The sequence below is a fragment of the Lysobacter sp. GQ73 genome, from assembly GCF_059758755.1.
In genome coordinates this window covers 62920-85081 of sequence record NZ_JCAXEE010000006.1, presented here as the reverse complement: position 1 = coordinate 85081, position 22162 = coordinate 62920, and the positions used below count along the sequence as shown (strand labels likewise).

General features: G+C 69.5%; 19 protein-coding genes. 13 read left to right on the top strand and 6 right to left on the bottom strand.

What is annotated here, in order from left to right; genetic code table 11:
* Positions 1-41 precede the first annotated feature (41 nt).
* From fabZ to AC6CH2_RS16970, 9 genes are all read left to right on the top strand, one after another.
* Positions 42-497, top strand: coding sequence for a 3-hydroxyacyl-ACP dehydratase FabZ (fabZ, locus tag AC6CH2_RS17010; RefSeq protein ID WP_498270231.1), 456 nt, complete (start codon positions 42-44; stop codon positions 495-497).
* A 4-nt stretch (positions 498-501) separates the two neighbouring features.
* Entirely contained in the window at positions 502-1293 is a 792-nt protein-coding gene (gene lpxA / locus AC6CH2_RS17005; RefSeq protein WP_498270230.1) for an acyl-ACP--UDP-N-acetylglucosamine O-acyltransferase, read from the top strand.
* Positions 1294-1302: 9 nt separating this feature from the next.
* The gene (locus tag AC6CH2_RS17000) at positions 1303-1845 is read left to right on the top strand and encodes a hypothetical protein (protein ID WP_498270229.1); all 543 of its coding nucleotides are present in this window, start codon (positions 1303-1305) and stop codon (positions 1843-1845) included.
* The gene (gene lpxB / locus AC6CH2_RS16995; RefSeq protein WP_498270228.1) at positions 1842-3071 is read left to right on the top strand and encodes a lipid-A-disaccharide synthase; all 1230 of its coding nucleotides are present in this window, start codon (positions 1842-1844) and stop codon (positions 3069-3071) included. Before AC6CH2_RS17000 ends, lpxB begins: the two co-directional genes overlap by 4 nt.
* A 44-nt stretch (positions 3072-3115) precedes the next feature.
* Positions 3116-3733, top strand: a complete 618-nt coding sequence (gene rnhB / locus AC6CH2_RS16990) for a ribonuclease HII (protein ID WP_498270379.1) — start codon at positions 3116-3118, stop codon at positions 3731-3733.
* A complete protein-coding gene (locus AC6CH2_RS16985) occupies positions 3730-4305 on the top strand; it encodes a DUF4166 domain-containing protein (RefSeq protein ID WP_498270227.1) in 576 nt (191 codons plus the stop codon). Before rnhB ends, AC6CH2_RS16985 begins: the two co-directional genes overlap by 4 nt.
* A 939-nt stretch (positions 4306-5244) precedes the next feature.
* Positions 5245-5874 (top strand): hypothetical protein, encoded by a 630-nt coding sequence (locus AC6CH2_RS16980; protein WP_498270226.1) that lies wholly within the window; start codon positions 5245-5247, stop codon positions 5872-5874.
* A 285-nt stretch (positions 5875-6159) separates the two neighbouring features.
* Positions 6160-9684, top strand: coding sequence for a DNA polymerase III subunit alpha (gene dnaE, locus AC6CH2_RS16975; RefSeq protein WP_498270225.1), 3525 nt, complete (start codon positions 6160-6162; stop codon positions 9682-9684).
* 178 nt (positions 9685-9862) lie between these two features.
* Entirely contained in the window at positions 9863-10822 is a 960-nt protein-coding gene (locus tag AC6CH2_RS16970; protein WP_435396070.1) for an acetyl-CoA carboxylase carboxyltransferase subunit alpha, read from the top strand.
* A gap of 318 nt (positions 10823-11140) precedes the next feature.
* Here the strand turns inward: AC6CH2_RS16970 and AC6CH2_RS16965 are convergent, their stop codons facing one another.
* A complete protein-coding gene (locus AC6CH2_RS16965; RefSeq protein ID WP_498270224.1) occupies positions 11141-12202 on the bottom strand; it encodes an NADH:flavin oxidoreductase/NADH oxidase in 1062 nt (353 codons plus the stop codon).
* Between the two features lie 108 nt (positions 12203-12310).
* Here AC6CH2_RS16965 and tilS point away from each other — a divergent pair, with 108 nt between their 5' ends.
* The 3 genes from tilS to ispA all read left to right on the top strand — a co-directional run bounded on the left by tilS (position 12311) and on the right by ispA (position 14870).
* Positions 12311-13606, top strand: coding sequence for a tRNA lysidine(34) synthetase TilS (gene tilS / locus AC6CH2_RS16960; protein WP_498270223.1), 1296 nt, complete (start codon positions 12311-12313; stop codon positions 13604-13606).
* Positions 13607-13711: 105 nt separating this feature from the next.
* The gene (locus tag AC6CH2_RS16955; RefSeq protein ID WP_498270222.1) at positions 13712-13996 is read left to right on the top strand and encodes an exodeoxyribonuclease VII small subunit; all 285 of its coding nucleotides are present in this window, start codon (positions 13712-13714) and stop codon (positions 13994-13996) included.
* Positions 13989-14870: a (2E,6E)-farnesyl diphosphate synthase gene (ispA, locus tag AC6CH2_RS16950; protein WP_498270221.1), complete on the top strand. Its 882-nt coding sequence runs from the start codon at positions 13989-13991 to the stop codon at positions 14868-14870. Before AC6CH2_RS16955 ends, ispA begins: the two co-directional genes overlap by 8 nt.
* A gap of 110 nt (positions 14871-14980) precedes the next feature.
* Here the strand turns inward: ispA and AC6CH2_RS16945 are convergent, their stop codons facing one another.
* From AC6CH2_RS16945 to pmbA, 4 genes are all read right to left on the bottom strand, one after another.
* The gene (locus AC6CH2_RS16945) at positions 14981-15328 is read right to left on the bottom strand and encodes a DUF4870 domain-containing protein (RefSeq protein WP_435396076.1); all 348 of its coding nucleotides are present in this window, start codon (positions 15326-15328) and stop codon (positions 14981-14983) included.
* A gap of 241 nt (positions 15329-15569) precedes the next feature.
* A complete protein-coding gene (locus AC6CH2_RS16940; RefSeq protein WP_498270220.1) occupies positions 15570-16709 on the bottom strand; it encodes a DUF1501 domain-containing protein in 1140 nt (379 codons plus the stop codon).
* Between the two features lies 1 nt (position 16710).
* Entirely contained in the window at positions 16711-18246 is a 1536-nt protein-coding gene (locus tag AC6CH2_RS16935) for a DUF1800 domain-containing protein (RefSeq protein WP_498270219.1), read from the bottom strand.
* Between the two features lie 159 nt (positions 18247-18405).
* Positions 18406-19776 carry a metalloprotease PmbA gene (gene pmbA / locus AC6CH2_RS16930; protein WP_498270378.1) on the bottom strand — a complete coding sequence of 457 codons (1371 nt, stop codon included), beginning with the start codon at positions 19774-19776 and terminating at the stop codon, positions 18406-18408.
* 96 nt (positions 19777-19872) lie between these two features.
* On the opposite strand from pmbA, the gene yjgA reads away from it, so the two are divergent.
* A complete protein-coding gene (gene yjgA, locus AC6CH2_RS16925) occupies positions 19873-20448 on the top strand; it encodes a ribosome biogenesis factor YjgA (RefSeq protein ID WP_498270218.1) in 576 nt (191 codons plus the stop codon).
* 130 nt (positions 20449-20578) lie between these two features.
* On the opposite strand, the gene tldD is transcribed toward yjgA, so the two are convergent.
* Positions 20579-22021, bottom strand: coding sequence for a metalloprotease TldD (gene tldD / locus AC6CH2_RS16920; protein WP_498270217.1), 1443 nt, complete (start codon positions 22019-22021; stop codon positions 20579-20581).
* Between the last annotated feature and the right edge of the window lie 141 nt (positions 22022-22162).

The window sequence follows — 22162 nt, the reverse complement described above, 5'->3', positions numbered from 1 at the left end:
GATTCAACGCGCAGGAAGCGCATAACGGACGAACCAAGAAGATGAGCCAGACCCTGCAACTCCCGCTCGACGTGACGGCGATCCAGAAGCTGCTGCCGCACCGATACCCGTTCCTGCTGGTCGACCGCGTGGTCGAGTTCGAGCCGCACAAGCGCGTGCTCGCCTACAAGAACGTGAGTTGCAACGAGCCCTTCTTCAACGGCCATTTCCCCAACAACCCGGTCATGCCGGGCGTGCTCGTGATCGAAGCCCTGGCCCAGGTCGGCGGCATCCTGACCCAGCTGTCGCACGGCGGCGAAGCCGAAGGCCGGCTGTTCTACCTGGTCAAGATCGACGGCGCACGGTTCTCGCGCATGGTCTCGCCGGGCGACAAGCTCGAGCTCGAGGTGACTCTCAAGCGCACTATCCGCAACATGGCGATGTACACCGGCATCGCCCGCGTCGACGGCCAGCAGGCCGCGTGCGCGGAGATCCTTTGCGCCGAGGTCAAGGAGTGACGCGATGAGCGCCACCAGCCACACGATCCACCCCACCGCCTTCGTCGAGGCCGGCGCCCGGCTCGGCGACGGCGTCGTGATCGGCCCGTTCTGCTACATCGGTGCGGACGTCGAAGTCGGCGACGGCACCGTGTTCGGCCCGCACTGCGTGGTCCACGGCCCGACCCGGATCGGCCGCGGCAACCGCTTCTACGCCCAGTGCGCGATCGGCGGCGATCCGCAGGACAAGAAGTTCGCCGGCGAGCGCACCGAATTGGTCATCGGCGACGACAACGTGTTCCGCGAGTTCGTCACCGTCAACCGCGGCACCGGCAACGGCGGCGGCGTCACCCGCATCGGCGACGGCAACTGGCTGCTGGCCTATACCCACGTGGCCCACGACTGCCGCATCGGCAACCAGTGCGTGTTCTCGAACAACTCGACCCTGGCCGGCCACGTCACCGTCGAAGACCAGGTGATCATGAGCGGCTTCGCCGGCGTGCATCAGTTCTGCCGGATCGGCGCGCACGCCTTCATCGGCATGGGCGCGCTGGTCAACGGCGACGTACCGCCGTTCGTGATGGTCGCCCAGGACGGCTACGGCCGCCCGCGCGGCATCAACAGCGAAGGGCTCAAGCGCCGCGGCTTCGACGCCGAGCGCATCGGCGCGATCAAGCGCGCCTACCGCGCCCTGTACGTGTCCGGCGCCTCGCTCGAGGAAGCGCGCGGCAAGCTCGACGAGATCGCCGAGACCAGCGCCGACGTGCGCGCGCTGCTGGACTTCATCGGCAACGGCGACCGCCCGCTACTGCGCTGAGACGCCGCAATGGCCGCGACGGTCCAGCGCCTGCGCATCGGTCGCACTGTCGTCGCCTGCGACATCGACGGTGCGCCGCGCCAGGCCGAAGTCGCCGAGATCTTCATCGACGAGCGTCCGCTCGCGCACTGGCTCGGCCTGCCGCGCGATCTGAGCAACAGCGAGACCGACCTGGATCCCGCCCTGCCGCCGGCACTGGCCGAACGCGGCCGCGCCGTGTTCCTCGGCCTGCGACCGGCGCACAACCAGCTCGGCTCGGGCCGCTTGGTGCTCTATCGCTGCCACTGCGGCAGCGACTACTGCGGGGTGATCTCTTGCACCCTGGAACTTGATGGCGATCACGTCGTTTGGCGGCAAGTGACCCGGGAGGACGATGATGGCCCCATGTCCGGGCCGGATTCGGGAGAGAATGTTCAGGAAGAGAATGCGGCGCAGTCCTCGTTCTCTCCCGCCGCTCCGCTGCGGTTCGTGTTCGATCGAACCCAGTACCGGCTCGAACTGGAGCGTCACTTCCAGGAACGTCACTCCCAAGAGCGCCTTCTCCCCCGATGAATGCCGCCGCGCCCGCCCCTGCTCCGATCGACGAAATCTTCCCCGCCCCGCCCCCGCCGCCGCCGCGGTTCGCCCTGATCGCCGGCGAAGCCTCCGGCGACCTGCTCGGCGCCGGCCTGATCGAGGAGCTCAAGCGCCGCCATCCCGGCGCCGAGTTCGTCGGCATCGGCGGCGAGCAGATGCGCGCGGCCGGCATGGACACCTGGTTCGACGCCAACGAACTGGCGGTGATGGGCCTGTCGGAGGTGCTGAAGCATCTGCCGCGCCTGCTGCGCCTGCGCCGCGACGTGCGCCAGCGCATCCTCGACTGGAAGCCCGACGCCTTCATCGGCATCGACGCGCCCGACTTCAACCTCGGCGTCGAGCGCTGGCTCAAGCAACGCGGCGTGCGCACCGTGCACTACGTCAGCCCCTCGGTCTGGGCCTGGCGCGAAAAGCGCGCCGAGAAGATCGGCCGCAGCGCCGACCGGGTGCTGTGCCTGTTCCCGATGGAGCCGCCGATCTACGCCAGACACGAGGTCAACGCGCGCTTCGTCGGCCACCCGCTCGCCGACGAGATGCCGATCCACCCCGACCGGGACGAGGCGCGCATGAACCTCGGTCTCGACGACGAGGCGCCGGTGCTGGCGATGCTGCCGGGTTCGCGGGTCGGCGAGATCGAACGTCTGGCCGGCGATTTCCTCGGCGCCGCCGCGCTGGTGCTGGCCGCCGAGCCGCGCCTGAGCATCGTCGCGCCGATGGCCAACGCGCCCTCGCGCGCCGCCTTCGAGCGCATCCTCGCCGCCCATCCGGACGGCGAGCGCCTGCGCCGCGCCCTGCGCATCGTCGACCGCGGCGCGCGCACGGTCATGGTCGCCAGCGACGCGGTCCTGCTCGCCTCCGGCACCGCCACCCTGGAGGCGATGCTGGCCAAGCGGCCGATGGTGGTCGGCTACAAGGTCGCGCCGCTGACCTATGCGCTGGTCAAGCGCCTGGGCATGCTCAAGGTCGACCATTACGCCCTGCCCAACGTATTGGCCGGCGAAGCGGTCGTGCCCGAGCTGATGCAGCACGACTGTACCCCGGAGAATCTGGCCGGCGCCTGCCTGCGCTGGCTGCGCGACCCGCGGGCCGCCGCCGCCCTGCTGCCGAAGTTCCAGCGCATCCACCTGGAACTCAAGCGCGACGCCTCGGCGCGCGCGGCCGATGCGGTGCTCGAGCTGATCGGCGAGAATGCGCCTGCATGAGTGACGCCGTGACCGCCGAATCGCTGGAGCTCGCCGACACCGCCATGGTCGCGGCGGAACCGGCGCGCGCGCGGGCCAAGCCGCGGTTGATCGCCGGGGTCGACGAAGCCGGCCGCGGCCCCCTGGCCGGGCCGGTCTCGGTGGCGGCGGTGATCCTCAACCCGCGCCGCCGCATCGACGGCCTGGACGATTCCAAGAAGCTCAGCGAGGCCCGCCGCGAGGCCTTGTACCCGCTGATCCTCGAGCGTGCCGTGGCCTGGCGCATCGAGTTCGTCGAGGTCGAGGAAATCGACCGGATCAACATCTTCCAGGCCACCATGACCGGCATGCGCCGTGCGGTGCTCGGCCTGGCGCCGGTCGCCGACCTGGTCCGCATCGACGGCAACCACCTGCCGCAGGGCCTGCCCTGCCGCGGCGAGGCGCTGATCGGCGGCGACGCTACCGAGCCGGCGATCATGGCCGCCTCGATCCTGGCCAAGGTCGCGCGCGACCGGATGATGCGCAGCCTGCACGAGCGCTACCCGCAATACGGTTTCGACCAGCACAAGGGCTATTCGACCGCCGCCCACCTGGCCGCCCTGAGCGCGCACGGGCCTTGCCCGCACCACCGCCGCAGTTTCGCGCCGGTGCGCAGCGCCTACGAAAACCTGCCGCTGTTTTGAACGCCCCGGGCGCGAGCGCGAACCCCGCGACGCCGCCGGTATTCGCGCGCCTGCTCGACGACCGCGCCCGCGCCGGCCTGGCCCCGGCGGTGCGCGACTTCCACCAACGCGGCCCGGCCCATTACCGCGGTGAAGCCGTGGTGCGCGGCGCCGGCCATCCGCTCGCGCGGCTGGTGCGCTGGTGGTTCGGTTTCCCGGTGCCGGGCGAGCGGGTGCGTGTGTCGCTGCGCATCGAAGAACGTGGCGGCCGCGAACACTGGCACCGCCGCTTCGGCGAACGCGATTTCTCCTCGTCGTTCGCGCCGAGCCCCGACGGCCGGTACCTGGCCGAACGATTCGGTGCGTTCCGCTTCCGTTTCGCCCTGCGTGCGGATGCGGGGCGATTGCACTGGGATTTCGCCGGCTGGGCGTTCGGCCCGCTGCCGATGCCGCGTGCGCTCGGCCCGCGCATCGAGTCCTGGGAAGCCCAGGACGACGACGGCAGCCTGCGCTTTTTCTCCCAGGCCGATTTTCCGCTGCTCGGCCGCCTGATCCATTACGACGGCCGCGTGCAACCGGTGTTGGCCGATTGATCTCGTCGCCGGACGCGCTTTGACGCGGGCGAGGTCGCAGTCGATTCTGGCGTGCGGATCGTACGAGCGGCGGCGTAGCGACGACGCTCGCGAAGTTTCTGTCGCGGCTTGCGCCGCTCCTGCAAAGGCGGGTCCTCGCAACGCTGCGAATCCCACCCCTGCAGGAGCGATGTAAGTCGCGACCGCAGGACGCATATGAATAACAAGGCCGCCGTCACCCGTCGAAGCGCCGTGCTTCCGCCAGGGGCAGGAGCGGCGCAAGCCGCGACATCGCTGTTATGGTCTTGCGGCGCGCGGTCCAAGAAAGATCAGGATCAAGATCAAACCCAAAGCTTCCGCCACTAAAGCGGCGGGTTACTTTCTTTTGTCTAAAGCAACAAAAGAAAGGTAACCAAAGAAAAGTGCTTTTCTTCGAATCAAGGGCCCGCACGAGCGGTGCATACGCGGTGATTTTTCATACGGGACCTCCCTGCCCCGATGAAAAACGGCCCGCATCCCTGCGGGCCGCCCTTCGGGTCTTCCTTTGCCTTCGCGAGTGCCAGGCAGCGCACAGCAACCGCAACCGCAACAGCAACAGCAACAGCAACGGAAACAGCAAAACAACGATGTCGCTGCTCTTGGGTAGGAGCGGCGCAAGCCGCGACCGCGTAGCCGCACGCCGCGCCGCAAACTCATGCAATGCGAAAGATCCACGCGTCGCCGGAAACCGAGGATGCCGAGACCCGTCGAGAAACATGTCGCGGCCGAAGTTCCCGCCGCCGCGACCGCCGGTCGGCTGAACGCGAATCCCGTGCCACAGGTCACAACGACTTCATACCGGCGCGCTCACACTGCCGTCAGGCGCAGAGTCCATACGCAACTCCCCAGGTTCGCGTCGCCTTCGGCCCGCGGCGCGCATCCCGCCTTCTTATCCGGCCGGACGCGAGGTGTTTCGTGCGCATGCCTCATCCCACTCCGACTTCCGAGCCGCTGCCGTTCGAGCGCGACAGCGCCCTGCCGCACAACCGCGCCGGCTACGAGCCGGCCATGGCGATCGCGCCCGCCGCGATCGCCGCTTTCGATGCCCTGGTGCACGAACTGCACCCCGATGCCGCACGCGTCGACGCCACGCGCCTGCAGCGCCTGGCGGGCTGGCTGGCGGCGCTGCCGGCGGACGAGGCCCGCCGCGTCGTCGACGAGCGCATGCAGAGCCTGCAGGACCTGCGCGCGATGGCCGCCGACCCGGCCTGGGACAGCGACGCGGCGATGCGGGCGCGGCTGGCCAAGCTGTTCGCCTACATCGACGACGACCAGGACTTGATCCCGGACAAGATGCCGCTGCTCGGCCTGCTCGACGATGTGCTGTTGATCGAGCTGGCCTGGCCGGCGTTCGCCGCCGAGGCCGGGGACTACCGGGATTTCTGCGTGTACCGGCAGATCGAGCATCCGGGCGGCGACGCCGCCGAACAGCGCGCGGCCTGGGTGCGCGATCGCATCGCCGAGTTGTCGCTGTTGCAGCACCACGCCCGGGTCAACGACAGCCACTACGCCAACGGGCGCTCGCCCGAGCCGGTGTTCCGGGTCGCCTGAACGCCGTCCGGCACCGTCCGCTGCCCGGCGGCGGCCCCGGCCTGGCGGTCGGCGCCAAGCCGTGCGTTGTTCGGCGGCGGCCGCAGCGTGAGCGCACGGCGGGACGCATCGCCCCGCCGGTCCGAAGGCGCCTTGTCGCAACCCGGCGAGATCGCCCTCTGCGCGGCCGGGCAAGCCTGTCAAGGCTTGCCGCCGGCCGCCGGGCTGATACCCTGCTGGTCGGCACGCAATCCGCTTGCCGTCCCACGGCTTGAATCCCTCGGTACGGCCGCAGAAACGGTACGCATGTCCGCTCCATTCGTTCATCTTCACCTGCACAGCGAATACTCGCTCGCCGATTCGACGATCCGCATCGGCGAACTGGTCAAACGCTGCGTCGCGCTCGGCCAGCCGGCCGTCGCGCTGACCGACATCGACAACCTCTTCGCCACGGTCAAGTTCTACAAGGCCTGCGAGGGCGCCGGGATCAAGCCGATCATCGGCGCCGACGTCGGCCTGGCCGACGGCAACGAGACCGCCTCGCGTCTGACCCTGCTTTGCCGCGACCGCGGCGGCTACCTGACCCTGTCGCGCCTGCTCAGCCGCGCCTGGATGGAAGGCCACCGCACCGAGGGCGTGGTGCTGCGTCCGGAGTGGCTGCGCGAAGACAACGAGGGCCTGTTCGCACTCGCCGGCCGGCATAGCCTGGCCGGCCGCCTCGCCGCCGGCAACCGGGTCGAGCTCGCCCATGCCTGGCTGGTCGATTGGCAGGGCGTGTTCGGCGACCGCCTGCACTTGGAGCTGACCCGCACCCAGCGCGACGGCGAAGACGCCTTCAACGCTTTCGCCATGCAGGCGGCGAGCAAGCGCGGCCTGCCGCTGATCGCCAGCAACGACGCGCGCTTCCTCGACCGCGAAGGCTACGAGGCGCACGAAGCGCGCGTGTGCATCGCTTCCGGCCGCGTGCTCGACGATCCCAAGCGCCCGCGCGACTACAGCGCCGAGCAGTACCTCAAGTCCAGCGAGGAAATGCGCGAGCTGTTCGCCGACGTGCCCGATGCGGTCGACAACGCACTGGCGCTGGCGATGCGCTGCAACGTCGAGCTCAAGCTCGGCGAATACGCGCTGCCGGATTTTCCGGTGCCGAGCGACCACACCATCGAATCGTGGCTGCGCGCGCAATCGCGCGAGGGCCTGGTCAAGCGCCTGGAAAAAAACCCGCTGGCGCCGGGCAAGACCCGCGAGGTCTACGACGAACGCCTGGAAATCGAGCTGGACGTCATCATCAAGATGGGGTTTCCCGGCTACTTCCTGATCGTCGCGGACTTCATCAACTGGGCCAAGGACCATGAAATCCCGGTCGGCCCCGGCCGCGGTTCCGGCGCCGGCTCGCTGGTCGCCTGGGCGCTCGGCATCACCGACCTGGACCCGCTGCCCTACGACCTGCTGTTCGAGCGATTCCTCAATCCCGAACGCGTGTCGATGCCCGACTTCGACATCGACTTCTGCATGGACCGGCGCGACGAGGTCATCGACTACGTCGCGCAGAAGTACGGCCGCGACCGGGTCAGCCAGATCATCACCTACGGCACCATGGCGGCGAAGGCGGTGGTGCGCGACGCCGGCCGCGTGCTCGGCCATCCCTACGGTTTCGTCGACGGCATCGCCAAGCTGATCCCGAACACCCTGGGCGTTTCGCTCGACGACGCCCTGGGCGAGTCGGAAGCGGCGATCAAGAATCCGGAGCTCGCCTCCAGCGAACTGATCGCGCGCTACCGCAGCGAAGACGACGTGCGCGACCTGCTCGACCTGGCGCGCGAGCTCGAAGACCTGACCCGCAACGCCGGCAAGCACGCCGGCGGCGTGGTGATCGCGCCGAGCCCGCTGTCGGATTTCTGCCCGCTGTTCGCCGAACACGACGGCGAGGGCCGCGGCAAGAGCCCGGTGACCCAGTTCGACAAGGACGACGTCGAAGCCGTCGGCCTGGTCAAGTTCGACTTCCTCGGCCTGCGCACGCTGACGATCATCGATTGGGCCGTGCGCGCGATCAACAAGCGGCGCGCCCGCGAAGGCCTGGAACCGCTCGACATCACCGCGCTCGAGCTGACCGACCAGGCCACCTACGAGCTGTTCGCGCGCGGCGACACGGTCGCGGTGTTCCAGTTCGAATCGCGCGGCATGCGCGAGCTGCTCAAGCGCGCCCGGCCCGACACCTTCGAGGACATCATCGCGCTCGCCGCGCTGTTCCGTCCCGGCCCGCTGGGCTCGGGGATGGACAAGGACTGGGTCGACCGCAAACACGGCAACGCCGAGGTCACCTACCCGCACGACAGCCTGGAACCGGTGCTGGGGCCGACCTACGGCGTCATCGTGTACCAGGAACAGGTGATGCAGATCGCCCAGGTCCTGGCCGGCTATTCGCTAGGCGGCGCCGACATGCTGCGCCGCGCGATGGGCAAGAAAAAGCCCGAAGAAATGGCGAAGGAGCGCGCCAAGTTCGAGGCCGGCTGCGCCGAGCGCAACATCCCGGCCAAGCAGGCCAGCCCGATCTTCGACTTGATGGAGAAGTTCGCCGAGTACGGCTTCAACAAGTCGCACTCGGCCGCGTACGCGCTGGTCGCCTACCAGACCGCCTGGCTCAAGCGCCATTACCCCGCCGAATTCATGTCCGCGACCTGCTCGTCGGACATGGACAACACCGACAAGGTGGTCAACTTCCTCGACGAAGCGCGGGTCATGGGCCTGACCGTGCTGCCGCCGCACGTCAACGAATCGGACTACATGTTCGAGGCGATCGACGCCAACACGATCCGCTACGGCCTCGGCGCGGTGAAGGGCGTCGGCCGCGGCGTCTGCGAAGCGATCGTCGAGGCGCGCCGCGCCGGCCCGTTCGACGACCTGCTGGATTTCTGCAAGCGCGTCGACACCGGCAAGCTCAACCGCCGCGCGCTCGAAGCGCTGGCCCATGCCGGCGCGCTCGACGGCCTGGGCCGCAACCGCGCCACCTTGATGCTGCAGCTGCCGGAAGTGCTCAAGGCCACCGACCAGCTCGCCAAGGAACGCGCCGCCGGCCAGGTCTCGCTGTTCGGCGGTTTCGAGGCGGCCGCACCGGCGCTGCACCTCGACCTGCCGCAGGCCGACGAATGGCCGCTCGCGCAGATCCTGCACGGCGAGCGCGAAACCCTCGGCCACTACCTCAGCGGCCATCCCTTCGACCCCTATCGCGACGAGTTGCGCAGTCTGGTCGGCACCGACCTGGGCGAACTCGAAGGCCTCTGGGAAAAACGCCCCGAGAGCGCGCGCAGCGGCTGGCGCCCGGAACTGGAAGTGATCGTCGCCGGCCAGGTGGTCGGCTTGCGCAAGAAAGGCGACAGCCAGATGTTCGTGCAGATCGAGGACGGCCGCGGCCGCCTGGAGTGCGCGTTCTTCGCCGAGACCTACAGCGAATTCGCCTCGATGCTCGCGCGCGACCGCCTGCTGGTGGTCCAGGGCGGCCTGCGCGAGGACGCCTTCAGCGGCGGCTTCGCCTTGCGCGCGGCGCGCTGCTGGGACTACGCGCAGGTGTGTTCGCGCCACGCCCAGCGCCTGTCGATGCGCCTGGACCTGCGCGTGCCCGGCACCTGGCAGCGCGTCGACGCCCTGCTCGCCAAGCAGCGACCCGGCCCGACCCCGATCCGCCTGGACCTGCTGCGCGACGGCGCGGCCGGCATGCTCGACCTCAACGGCCCCCAATCGGTGCGCGTGGACGCCGACCTGGTCGGCATCCTGCGCGCGCAGCCCGGCGTGAAGGCGGTCAAGCTGACCTTGTCGAAGCCGTGGGCTCAGAGCTAGGAATGGGTGGATAGGAACGAGTGTTGAGAAACGAGTAACGAGTCGAGACCCCAAGCCCGAACACTCGTTACTCGTTCCTGTCCACTAGTTGCCGCCCCACCCCGTCCCGCCCCATGCCTCTCGGTACGGTCCCCCGCCCTGGGCTAGACTGTGCCTCAACCCGGCCAACGGCCCGAGCATGAATCCGAATTACCTCGACTTCGAGCAGCCCATCGCCGACCTGGAAGCCAAGATCCAGGAACTGCGCCACGCCAGCAGCGGCCCGGCCGTCGACATCGACGCCGAAATCCACACCCTGCAGGACAAGCTGCGCCTGCGTACCGCGCAGATCTTCCGCGACCTGAGCTCCTGGCAGATCTCGCAGTTGGCCCGCCACCCGGCCCGTCCCTACACCCTCGACTACATCCGGGTGATGTGCGACGAGTTCCAGGAACTGGCCGGCGACCGCGCCTTCGCCAACGACACCGCGATCGTCGGCGGCCTCGGCCGCATCGCCGGCCGCAGCGTGGTCATCATCGGCCACCAGAAGGGCCGCGACACCAAGAGCAAGATCAAGCGCAATTTCGGCATGCCGCGTCCGGAGGGCTACCGCAAGGCGCTGCGCCTGATGAAGCTGGCCGAGCGCTTCCGCCTGCCTTTGCTGACCTTCATCGACACCGCCGGCGCCTGGCCCGGCATCGATGCCGAAGAGCGCGGCCAGTCCGAAGCGATCGCGCGCAACCTGCTGGAAATGGCCGAACTCAAGATCCCGGTGATCTGCACGGTGATCGGCGAAGGCGGCTCCGGCGGCGCGCTCGCGATCGGAGTGGGCGACCGCACCCTGATGCTCGAATACAGCACCTACTCGGTGATCACCCCGGAAGGTTGCGCCTCGATCCTGTGGAAGACCGCCGAGAAGGCCAAGGACGCGGCCGAGCAGCTCGGCCTGACCGCCAAACGCCTGTACGAGCTGGGCCTGATCGACAAGATCGTGCGCGAGCCGATCGGCGGCGCCCACCGCAATCCCAAGCAGATGGCCACCCGCCTGAAGGCGGTGTTGCTCAACGAGCTCGACGCGCTGGAGCCCCTGCCGATCGAAGACCTGCTGCAGCGCCGTTACGAGCGTCTGCGTGGCTACGGCGCGTACGAAGCGGCCTGACGGCCGCTCGCACGGAACCGCGGACATGGATGTCCTGCTCAAATGGCTGCTCGGCGGTGCGTTCGCTTTGGTCGCCGCGTTATGCCTGTTGCTGCAAGGCTTCTATTGATACGGCGCGCGCGGCCGGCCCGAACCGCTGCCCGGCCCGAGCCGGCGATATCCTGACGCCATCTGGGTCCAGCGGTGGAAGCAGTTGGGCGGGCAAGGCGAGATCTCGGTGCGCAAGTTCAACGCGATCAGCTACCCAGTCACAGCGATAGCGTTCGGTGCGCTCTCTGTCCGATCCGAGCGAGGAACCCGTTCCCGTAACCGTAAACCTCACCAGGCCCGCTGATACTGCTCCGGCACGTGCGTGGTCGCGCCGAGTTCGCGCGCTGCGCGATGCGGAAAATACGGGTCGCGCAGCAGCTGCCTGGCCAGCATCACCACGTCGGCCTCGCCGTCGGCGACGATGCGCTCGGCCTGTGCCGCCTCGGTGATCAGGCCGACCGCGCCGGTGGCGATGCCGGTCTCGCGCCGAATGCGCGCCGAGAACGGCACCTGGTAACCGGGTTCGTTCGGAATCCGCGCATGCGGCACCAGGCCACCGCTCGACACGTCGATCAGGTCGACGCCGAGTTCCTTGACGATGCGCGCCAGCTCGACGCTCTGCTCGATGTCCCAGCCGCCTTCGGCCCAGTCGGTCGCGGAAATGCGCAACCACAGCGGCAAGCGCTCCGGCCAGACCTCGCGCACCGCCGCCAGCACTTCGCGCAGCAGGCGGGTGCGGTTGTCGAAGCTGCCGCCGTAGCGGTCTTCGCGCCGGTTCGACAGCGGCGACAGGAACTGATGCAGCAGATAGCCATGCGCGGCGTGGATTTCGACCAACTGGAAACACGCATCCAATGCGCGCTGCGCCGCCGCGGCGAAATCGTCGACGACGGTGCGGATCTCGATCGGCTGCAATTCGCGCGGTTCGCTCGAGTCCTCGCGGAACCGTAACGGGGACGGCGCCACCGGCGTCCAGCCGCCGGCGTCGGCCGGCACCGCGTGGCCGCCGAGCCACGGCGCCTCGACGCTGGCCTTGCGCCCGGCATGGCTGAGTTGCGCGCCGACGATCGCCTCGCGCGAACGCAGGAAACAGGTGATTCGGTGCCAGGCCTCGGCCTGCGAGGCGTTCCACAGCCCGGTGTCGGCCGCGGAAATGCGGCCTTCCGGCGACACCGCGCAGGCCTCGGTCAGGACCAGGCCGGCGCCGCCGACCGCACGACTGCCCAGATGAACCAGATGCCAGTTGTTCGGCAAGCCGTCGACGGCCGAGTACTGGCACATCGGCGATACGACGAGACGATTGCGCAAGTTCAGCGATCGTTGCGACAGCGGAGCGAAAAGCCGGGACACGGTGATTTGCCTGCCATGGATGCGGAGAAACGACGGTAATCGCCCGCGCCGGCCGGCGCAGCATCATCGATGGGTTGCTGCGTCCCGCGGCCATGGCACCATGCCGCGATGCCCCCCTCCGCCGCCGACGCGATCGCACGAGCTCTGAGCGCCATGCCGCCGACGCCGCTGTGCGTGGGCTACAGCGGCGGCCTGGATTCGACCGTGCTGCTGCACGCTTTGGCCGCATCGGCGCAGGCCCGGGCGCAGGGGCTGCGCGCCTGGCACGTGCATCACGGACTGCATCCGCAGGCCGACGCCTGGGCCGCGCATTGCGCCGAAACCTGCGCCCGGCTCGGCCTGGAATTCAGCGTTTCGCGGGTATCGGTTGCGGCCGCGGGCGACGGTCCGGAAGCCGCGGCCCGGCGCGCCCGCCACGCCGCCTTCGCGGCCGGCCTGGGCGAAGGCGAGACCTTGCTGCTCGCTCATCATCGCGACGACCAGGCCGAGACCGTGCTGTTGCGGCTGTTGCGCGGTTCCGGGCCGGACGGACTGGCGGCGATGCGCGCCTGGCGCGATTGCGGCCGCGGTGGCCTGTGGCGGCCCTTGCTGGATCTGCCGCGCGCGGCCTTGCAAGCCTACGCCTCGGCGCAAGGGCTGCAGTGGATCGACGACCCCAGCAACGAGGAACACGGTTACGACCGCAATTTTCTGCGTCACCGTGTGTTGCCGGCGCTGCGCGAACGCTGGCCGCAGGCCGATGCCGCCTTCGCCGCGTCCGCCCGCTTGAACGCGCAGGCCGCCGAACTGCTCGACGACGAGGACGCGCTCGCCCTGGCCGAGGTGCGCGGCCTCGACCCGCAGGCGCTGTCGCGCTCGGGCCTGCGCGCGCTGCCGAGTGCGCGCCGCGCACGAGTGCTGCGGCGTTGGGTCGCCACGCTCGGCCTGCCGCCGCTGCCGGCCGAGGGCGTGGCCCAGGTCGAAGCGCAATTGCTCGATGCGCGCGCCGATGCCGAAGCCGAATTCGTCTGGCACGGCGCGGTGGTGCGCGCCTGGCGCGATCTGCTGCATGCCGAGCGCCAGCGACCGGCCCTGGCCGGCGACTGGCAGGCCGAATGGGACGGCCGCGCCGCGCTGGCGTTGCCCGATGGCGGCGAATGGCGCTTGCACGGCGCCGACCGGTTCGAGGCGCCTTGCCTCGCCCACGGCCGCCGCGGCGGCGAGCGCATCGCCCTGCCGGGGCGCGCCCATCGCCATGCGCTAAAGCAGGCGTTGCAGGACCTCGGCGTGCCGCCGTGGGAGCGCCGCCGCCTGCCGTTGCTGTCGAGCGCCGACGGCGAACTGCTGGCGGCCGGCGACCTGCTGCTGTCGGCGCGCATGGACGCCTGGCTGCGCGAACGCGGGGCGCGCCTGGTCTGGGCTTGAATCGCGGCCCGGGGCCGCTTGGCGCCGCACCCTGCGACAGCCTGGCGCAGCCCATGCATGCGCCGCTGCATTGACCCTGCCCCTCCCCCGCCGCACACTTCTCCCATGCCTCGCAAACCCCCTACCGAAGCCTCGCCCGTCGCCGATTTCGAACAGTCGCTCGACGCCCTCGAGCAACTCGTCGACAAGATGGAACACGGCGAGATGAGCCTGGAAGACTCGCTGGCCGCGTACGAACGCGGCGTCGGCCTGTACCGGCGTTGCCAGACCGCGCTGGAGCAGGCGGAACTGCGCGTGCGCCTGCTGACCGATCCGCAGGACCCGGCCAGCGCCGAATCCTTCGCCTCCGCCAATCCCTCGGGTCATCCCGGCAACGACGCCGATGCTTGACGGCAGCTTGCGCGATTGGCGCGAACGCGCCGACGCGGCGCTGACGCGCGCACTGCCTTCGCCCGACGACGAACCGCGCCTGCTGCACATGGCGATGCGCCACGCGGTGCTGCTCGGCGGCAAGCGCATGCGCCCGCTGCTGGTCCATGCCAGCGGCGCCTTGTTCGAGGTCGCGCCGTCGGTGCTCGATGCGCCGGCCACCGCGGTCGAACTGATCCACGCCTATTCGCTGGTCCACGACGATCTGCCGGCGATGGACGACGACCAACTGCGCCGCGGCCAACCGACCGTGCACGTCGCCTTCGACGAAGCCACCGCGATTCTCGCCGGTGATGCGCTGCAGTCGCTGGCCTTCGCCGTGCTCGCCGATACCGACAGCCACGACCGCATCCGCGTCGCCCTGCTGCGTACCCTGGCCGAAGCCGCCGGCGTCGCCGGCATGTGCGGCGGCCAGGCCCTCGACATCGACGCCACCGGCTCGGGCGTGCGCCTGGACGTGGCCGCGCTGGAGCGCGTGCACGCGCTCAAGACCGGCGCCCTGATCCGCGCCGCGGTGCGCATGGGCGCGCTGTGCGGCGATGCCGACCCGGGCTCGCTGGACGCACTGGATCGCTATGCGCGCGCGCTCGGCCTGGCCTTCCAGGTGCGCGACGACATCCTCGATGTCGAAGGCGACAGCCAGACCCTCGGCAAGACCGCGGGCAAGGACGCCGCGCAGGACAAATCGACCTTCCCGGCGTTGATCGGGCTGGAGGCTTCGCGCGCGCGCCTGGGCGAACTTGCGCAGGTCATGCACGCCGCGCTGGAACCGTTCGGCGAACGCGCCCACGCCCTGCGCGCGCTGGGCCGAATGGCGATCGAGCGCGATCGCTGATCCGGTTTCGCTGCCGCAAGCGTTGCGGGCAGCTCAAGTACTGGGAACGCATCGCCCAAAACAAAGGCGGACCGAAGTCCGCCTTTGTCGTGCCGCGATGAAGCGCGCGATCAGTTGACCAGGCGCAGCGTCATCGGATAGCGATAGGACTCGCCCTTGTTCGCGGCCAGTGCGGCCAGGATCGTCAGGATCAGCCAGGCCAGGCCGACGGCCAGCATCAGCAGGAAACCGATCAGCACGATGGTCAGGATCGCGCTGACGATGAATGCGATCAACACGGTGATGTTGAAGTTCAGCGCTTCCTTGCCCTGCTCGGCCGCGAACGGCATGGTGTCCTTCTTGATCAGCCAAACGACCAGCGGGCCGAGGACGGAGCCGAAGGGAATAATCAAACCGACCAGCGTGCTCAGATGAGCCAGCATGCCCCAAGTCTTCTCGTCCTGACTGATATCGTTCATTACGCTTCCCCTACGTGTTGGATGGTGTCGATAGAAAAGTTCCGCGCCCACGGCTCGGCCCCCTGACGGGCATCATAAACCTTTCTTCGTCACAGTTAACTACGCCGGTCTGCGCTATAGGCGCCGGCGCGCAACGTCGGCTGGGGCGGTTTCCGGCCACTCGAACCGCTCGCGACGACGAGCTGCGGACCGGCGATCCGGTCCCGAGCCCGGCGGCCAGCGCGCGAGACGAGGCGCTCGATCAGCCCAGTCGCCAGCCGTCCAGCGGCGAAATACCGCGGCTGTCGGGAAACACGCGCTTTTCCAGCACGCTCTCGGTCAGCCCCAGATGTTCGATCGCGATGCCCTTGAACAGGCTGCGCAGGTCGCTGGTCGCGCGCAGGTCGCGGCCTTCGTTGAGTTGCGCCGGCGCCAGCCCGGGCCAATCGCCGCCGATGCGGCCGCCGCGCACCGCGCCGCCGCACAGCAGGGCCATGCCGCCGGTGCCGTGATCGGTGCCGCCGGTGCCGTTGATCGCCGCGGTGCGGCCGAACTCGGTCACCACCGCCACCACCGTGCGCGGCCAGGCCGCGCCGAAGCCTTCGCGCGCCGCGGCCAGGCCGCGGTCGAGCTCGGCCAGCTTGCGCGCCAGCTGCGGCGCCTGGTTGCGATGACTGTCCCAACCGGTGTCTTCGACGAAACCGATCCGCGGCCCGCCGGCCGCGCTCATGCGTTCGGCGGCGACGCGCATCGCCTCGGGCAGGGCGAACGCGCCCTTGCCCTCGCGGGCCAGCGCCGCCGAACGGGTGGATTGCTCGAAGGTCTCGCTGAGCCGCGCATCGGCGGCGTACAGCGGCTGCAATTGTTGCAGCAACTGCGGATCGACGCCTTTCGGCAACGGCGGCCACCAGTTGCTGGTGCGCTCGCTGCCGCGCAGCGCCAGCGGCATCACCGCGGCGACTGCGAAACCCGCTTCGCTCGGCAACGCCTGCACGCAGCGGCCGAGCCAGCCGTCGCGCGCGCCGTTGGGGCGCGCGGTGCCGTTCTCCAGGCAATCCTGGGCGTCGAAATGCGAACGCGCGCGATACGGCGGCGCGATCGCGACGATCGGCAGCACCTGCTTGTCGCGGTACATCGCCGCGGTCTGCTGCATCGCCGGATGCAGGCCGAACATCGCGTCGATGCGGATCGGGTCGGCCACCGCGCCGGCGCCGCGCAAGGCGGCGTACACCGGATCGGCATACGGCGGCAGCAAATGCAGGCCGTCGAGCCCGCCGCGCAACAACACCAACAGGAAACGCGTATCGGCATCGTCGCCGGCGGCACGCGACGCATTCGGGAACAGGGTCAGCAGTGCGCTCGCGCCGAATGCAGCCAACAGACCTCGGCGTTGCGAATCCATCTCAGATCCTCCATTGAAAAGCGGGGCTGGCGAACAGCAAGGCATAGCCGTCGCGCAGGGAACCGGCGCGGCGCAGGCCGATGGCGAAGTCGCCGTCGACCGCAGCCTCGCCGAGCACCGACACCGCGCGCTGGTACGGCGCCGACGCCTTCGGGTCGATCCGCGCGGCCAGCAATTGCGCCGCCTGGATGCGTTTCCACAGACCGTCCGGGCTGCTCCAGTCGGCGGCGGTGTCGGGAAAGCCGGCCGGCGAGCGCGGGTTGAACACCGGTTGGCCGAGGCTCGACAGCAGATTGATCAGCGCGCGCGCGTCGTTGCCGACCGGCAACTCGCCGGCACGCAATGCCGAGACCACGAAATCGTTCGGCGTCTTGAACTTGCGCGCGTTGTCGGCCCACGACTCCTGGCTCTCGACCATCGCGCGGTACAACGCGCGCAGATCGCCGTCGTGGCTCAGATAGGCCTGGGCCATGCGCTTGACCAGGGCCGGCGGCGGCTGGTCGGCGACGAAATGGCGGGCGAGCTTGAAACTCAGGTGATGCGCCGTGGCCGGATGCTTGGCGAGATCGGCCAGGACCGCGCGCCCCTGCTCGACCCCGCCCTCGGCGTAACGACGGCCGAGCACCCGGCGTTCGCCGGGTTCGTGCGAAGCTTTGCGGAAAGTGAAGGCGTGGTCGGGAATGCGCTCGCCGGCGGCCTTGGCTTCGCGCGAATTGAAGGTGCTCCAGCCGGTGATCGCGCGCGCCAGTTCGAGCACGTCGTCCTGGCGATAACCGCCGTCTACGCCGAGCGTATGCAGTTCGAGGATCTCGCGGGCGAGGTTCTCGTTGAGCCCGCGGCGTTCGCGGCGCATCAATTCGGCGCGCTGCGCCGCCGCCGAATCGTTGCCGATCGAAATCGAATTGTCGAGATAGCGCAGCATCGCCGGATGGCTTTCGACCGCGAGCAGCATGTCCTCGAAACGGCCGAGCACGTGCGGGCGGATCGCCTCGCGCTCCATCGCAGCGGCGTACAGGCGCGTATCGCCCTTGTCGATCGAGACCGCGAAATGGTTCGACCAGAACTGGGTCAGGCGCTCGACGAAGGGCCGGTCGGTGCGCGAGGCCTGGCGATAGCGCGCGGCGAATTCGTCGAGCTGGCGCTGGCGCAGCTCGCGCCGCATCTGCTCGGCGCGTTCGCCCGCCTGCTCGACATCGTCCGGTTCGCCCATCGGCGGAACCGGCGCCATCGCACCGGCGCTGCTCATCGATGCGGCGGCCGATGCCTTGGCCGATGTCTTGGCCGGCGCGCCGGGCGGCATCTCGCCCATCGCCGCGGGCGGCGCGGCCCGGGCCCGCCCGGCGCGCGCAGCGCTGAGCTGCTCGTACTCGCGGGTCATGGTCGCGGCGCTGCTCGGCAGGCCGTGAAATTCGTCGAGCTCGGGCGGCCCGCGCAGTTGCGCGAGCAGAATCTCGCGGCCGTCGCCGCTGCCTTCGAGTTCGCCCGGCTTGGCGCCGAGCCCGAAACGATTGGCGGCCGTCGCCTTGCTTGCACTCATGCGGCCTCCCAGGAGTGGACCTCCAGGATGAACGCCCCGCCCCCGCTTGCGTTGACAGGATCGGGCCGAAGCGGCGCCCTATTGGCGATTCCGCTTACCCCATCCCAATCCAGGCATTTCGTTGCCGACGCTTCATGCGGCGTTCGTGTTGCCGCCCTCTCAATCCTCGGCCGATTCGCCGGCGACCGTCATGCGCCCGACCAGGATCGAACCGGTGCGCACGTGCGAGCGGTAGTCGACGTCGCTGCCGACCGCTTCGACCGCGGCGAACATCTTGCGCAGATTGCCGGCGATGGTGATGCCGTCGACCGGATACTGAATCTGGCCGTTCTCGATCCAGAACCCGGCGGCGCCGCGCGAGTAATCGCCGGTCACGGTGTTGACGCCCTGCCCCATCAGCTCGGTGACCAGCAGGCCGCGCCCGGTGTCGCGCAGCATCGAGGAAAAATCGCCGGCGTTCGCCGCGACCTGCAGATTGTGCACGCCGCCGGCGTTGGCGGTGGTCTGCAGGCCGAGCTTGCGCGCCGAATAACTGCCGAGCACGTAACGCTGCAGCACGCCGCCGCTGACGATCGCCGATTCGCGCGTGGCCACGCCCTCGGCGTCGAACGAGGTCGAACGCAGGCCGCGATGCAGGAACGGCTGCTCCTCGATCTGGAACCACGACGGGAACAACTGGGCGCCGACGCTGTCGAGCAGGAAGCTGGCCTGGCGATACAGGGCGCCGCCGCTGATCGCGCTGAGCAGATGGCCGATCAGCGAACGCGCGCTTTCCGCGGCGAACAGCACCGGGTAGTCGCCGGTGGCGATCTGCCGCGGCGCGAGCCGGGCGATGGTGCGCTCGCCGGCCTTGCGGCCGACGCTGGCGGCCGATTCCAGGTCGTCGGCGGCCAGCGCCGAGCTGTACCAGCCGTCGCGCTGCATGGCGTCGCCGCGGCCGGCGATCATCGCGCAGCCGAAGCTGTGCTGGGTGCTGCGCTCGCGGCCGACGAAGCCGTGCGAATTGGCGTAAACGCCGAGGCTGGCGCCGGTGCCGACCGAGGCGCCGTCGGAGTTCTCGATCCGGGCGTCGTAATCGCGGCCGGCGCTTTCGCAAGCCAGGGCCAGCTCGACCGCGTGGTCGGCGTCGATCGCCCAGGGGTGCCAGCTGTCGAAATCGCGCAGGTCGGTGGCCATCAGGGCCGGGTCGGCCAGGCCGGCGGCCTCGTCGTCCTCGGTGTAGCGGGCGATCACGCAAGCCTGTTCGACCGTGGCCTCCAGGCTCTCGTCGTGCAGGTCGGCGGTGCTGGCGCTGCCCTTGCGCTGGCCGAAATAGACGGTGACGGCGATGCCGCGGTCACGGGTGGCCTCGACCGTCTCGACCTCGCCCATGCGCACGTTCACGTTCAGCCCCGCCTCCTCCGAGCAGGACACCTCGGCCTGGCTGGCGCCGCGGGCCTTGGCCGCCGCCAGCAGGCGCTGGGACAGGTCGGCGAGCAGGTCCAGGCGCGCCTCGGGGTCGGCGAAAGTGTGGGCCGAAGCGGTCGGAATGAGGGCGACTGCGTTCAATGTCTTATCCTTGCGGTACGCGGCGCGTCGGCGGCGCGGGAATTCAGGTCAGTTTGACGGTACGAGAGGTGTTTTGCGATGCGCGGCAGAGACGAAGAAACCGGCGAGTTCCTCAGCCCCAGCCGGAGCCAGAACCGGCGCGAGGCGCTGGAGGTGCTGGCCCTGGGCGAAAAACTGGTGTCCTTGACCGAGGCCCAGCTGTCCAAGCTGCCGGTGCCCGAGTCGTTGCTGCCGCACATCCGCGACTGCAAGCGCATCACCGCCAACATCGCCCACAAGCGCCAACTGGCGTTCCTGGCCAAGCAGATGCGGCGCGAGGACGACGCGGTACTGGAAGCGATCCGCGACGCCCTCGACGAAGACGGCGAAGCGGCGCGGCGCGAGGTCGCGGCGATGCACCGGATCGAGAACTGGCGCGAACGCCTGCTCGCCGAAGGCGATACAGCGCTGGCCGCGCTGCTCGACGAATACCCGCAGGCCGATCGCCAGCGTCTGCGCCAGCTCGCGCGCAACACGCTGGAAGAGCGCAAGCGCAACAAGCCGCCGCATTCGTTCCGCGAGCTGTATCGCGAATTGCGCGAGGTGATCCTCGGCGCGGGCGCGGTCGCCGATGACTCCGGCGCAGCGGTCGACGACGGCCAGCCCGACGATTGACGCCCGCCGCGGCTGAAGCCCGCTGCCGAGGCCGGCGCCGTCCGGCCCGGACTGCATTCGCGCACTGCGATCCCGCGCTTCCCGCCGCCTTCTGCCGCTCGCGGAAGGCGACGCTGGCTGGCCGCCGCGATCACGCGCTGGTGCCACCCACGGTCAGGCCTTCGATCAACAGCGAGGGCTGGCCGACGCCGACCGGCACGCTCTGCCCGTCCTTGCCGCACACGCCGACGCCTTCGTCGAGGGCGAGGTCGTGGCCGATCATCCGTACCTTCTGCATCGTCTCCGGGCCGTTGCCGATCAGGGTCGCGCCCTTGACCGGCGCGGTGACCTTGCCGTCTTCGATCAGATAGGCCTCGGTCGCCGAGAACACGTACTTGCCGCTGGTGATGTCGACCTGGCCGCCGCCGAAGTTGACCGCGTACAGGCCCTTCTTGACCGAGCGGATCATTTCTTCCGGATCGTGCTGGCCGGCCAGCATGTAGGTGTTGGTCATGCGCGGCATCGGCAGGTGGGCGAACGACTCGCGGCGGCCGTTGCCGGTCGGCGCCATGCCCATCAGGCGCGCATTGAGCGTGTCCTGCATGTAGCCGACCAGGACGCCGTCCTCGATCAGGGTGGTGCAGTTGGTCGGGGTGCCTTCGTCGTCGATGTTGAGCGAACCGCGGCGGCCGTCGAGGGTGCCGTCGTCGACGATGGTCACGCCCGGCGAGGCCACGCGCTGGCCCATGCGCCCGGCATAGGTCGAGGTGCCCTTGCGGTTGAAATCGCCTTCCAGGCCGTGGCCGACCGCTTCGTGCAGCAGCACGCCGGGCCAGCCCGGTCCGAGCACGACCGGCATGATCCCGGCCGGCGCATCGATCGCTTCCAGGTTCACCAGCGCCTGGCGCAGGGCCTCGCGCGCGAGCCGGTCGGGCTTGTCGCCGCCGAGCAGTTCGGCGTAGCTGTAGCGGCCGCCGCCGCCGGCATAACCGCTTTCGCGGCGGCCGTTGTGCTCGACGATGATCTGTACGTTGAGCCGCACCAGCGGACGCACGTCGGCGGCGAGCACGCCGTCGCTGCGCGCCACCAGCACCGTGTCGATGCCGCCGCTGAGGCTGACGATGACCTGCTTGACCCGCGGGTCGGCCGCGCGCAGCAGCTTGTCGATCCGGCGCAGCGCTTCGACCTTGGTTTCGTTGCCGATCGAGTCGATCGGGTCGCTGCTGGGATACAGCGAACGGCCGCCGCCGCGCACCAGCGTCTTCGCCGGTTGCGCCTGGCCGTCGCGGGCGATCGCACGCGCCGATTTCGCCGCGGCCAGCAAGGCCTCGCCGTTGATCTCGTCGGAATACGCAAAGCCGGTCTTCTCGCCGCTGATCGCGCGCACGCCGACGCCCTGCTCGATCGAATGCGAGCCGTCCTTGACGATGCCGTCCTCGACGCTCCAGCTCTCGCGGCGCGAATGCTGGAAATACAGGTCGCCGAAATCGATGCCCGGCCCGAGCAAGGTGCCGAAGCTGCGCTCCAGGCCGCCGGCGTCGAGCCCGGCGGGCAACAGGAGGCGGTTTTCGGCGATCTGCAGGGGAAGAGTCATATCGAGGCCATGAGGACGTGGAAGGGTCATCTTAGGCGGCGCGGCGCCGGTTGGCGCGGTCGCGGCCGTCCTGGAGAAGTGTGGAGGCGCCCGGCGCGCGAAACCGTGCGGCGGCGCCGTGGTCAGACCGAAATGGTGGCG

What these genes read in the sequence shown, in the direction of transcription:
- fabZ (WP_498270231.1), top strand. Translation starts at nt 42, where the DNA reads ATGAGCCAGACCCTGCAACTCCCGCTCGACGTGACGGCGATCCAGAAG.
- AC6CH2_RS16980 (WP_498270226.1), top strand. Translation starts at nt 5,245, where the DNA reads ATGCCTCATCCCACTCCGACTTCCGAGCCGCTGCCGTTCGAGCGCGAC.
- AC6CH2_RS16945 (WP_435396076.1), bottom strand. Translation starts at nt 15,328, where the DNA reads ATGAACGATATCAGTCAGGACGAGAAGACTTGGGGCATGCTGGCTCAT.
- lpxB (WP_498270228.1), top strand. Translation starts at nt 1,842, where the DNA reads ATGAATGCCGCCGCGCCCGCCCCTGCTCCGATCGACGAAATCTTCCCC.
- tldD (WP_498270217.1), bottom strand. Translation starts at nt 22,021, where the DNA reads ATGACTCTTCCCCTGCAGATCGCCGAAAACCGCCTCCTGTTGCCCGCC.
- lpxA (WP_498270230.1), top strand. Translation starts at nt 502, where the DNA reads ATGAGCGCCACCAGCCACACGATCCACCCCACCGCCTTCGTCGAGGCC.
- dnaE (WP_498270225.1), top strand. Translation starts at nt 6,160, where the DNA reads ATGTCCGCTCCATTCGTTCATCTTCACCTGCACAGCGAATACTCGCTC.
- tilS (WP_498270223.1), top strand. Translation starts at nt 12,311, where the DNA reads ATGCCCCCCTCCGCCGCCGACGCGATCGCACGAGCTCTGAGCGCCATG.
- AC6CH2_RS17000 (WP_498270229.1), top strand. Translation starts at nt 1,303, where the DNA reads ATGGCCGCGACGGTCCAGCGCCTGCGCATCGGTCGCACTGTCGTCGCC.
- AC6CH2_RS16940 (WP_498270220.1), bottom strand. Translation starts at nt 16,709, where the DNA reads ATGGATTCGCAACGCCGAGGTCTGTTGGCTGCATTCGGCGCGAGCGCA.
- yjgA (WP_498270218.1), top strand. Translation starts at nt 19,873, where the DNA reads ATGCGCGGCAGAGACGAAGAAACCGGCGAGTTCCTCAGCCCCAGCCGG.
- AC6CH2_RS16955 (WP_498270222.1), top strand. Translation starts at nt 13,712, where the DNA reads ATGCCTCGCAAACCCCCTACCGAAGCCTCGCCCGTCGCCGATTTCGAA.
- AC6CH2_RS16970 (WP_435396070.1), top strand. Translation starts at nt 9,863, where the DNA reads ATGAATCCGAATTACCTCGACTTCGAGCAGCCCATCGCCGACCTGGAA.
- AC6CH2_RS16935 (WP_498270219.1), bottom strand. Translation starts at nt 18,246, where the DNA reads ATGAGTGCAAGCAAGGCGACGGCCGCCAATCGTTTCGGGCTCGGCGCC.
- ispA (WP_498270221.1), top strand. Translation starts at nt 13,989, where the DNA reads ATGCTTGACGGCAGCTTGCGCGATTGGCGCGAACGCGCCGACGCGGCG.
- rnhB (WP_498270379.1), top strand. Translation starts at nt 3,116, where the DNA reads ATGGTCGCGGCGGAACCGGCGCGCGCGCGGGCCAAGCCGCGGTTGATC.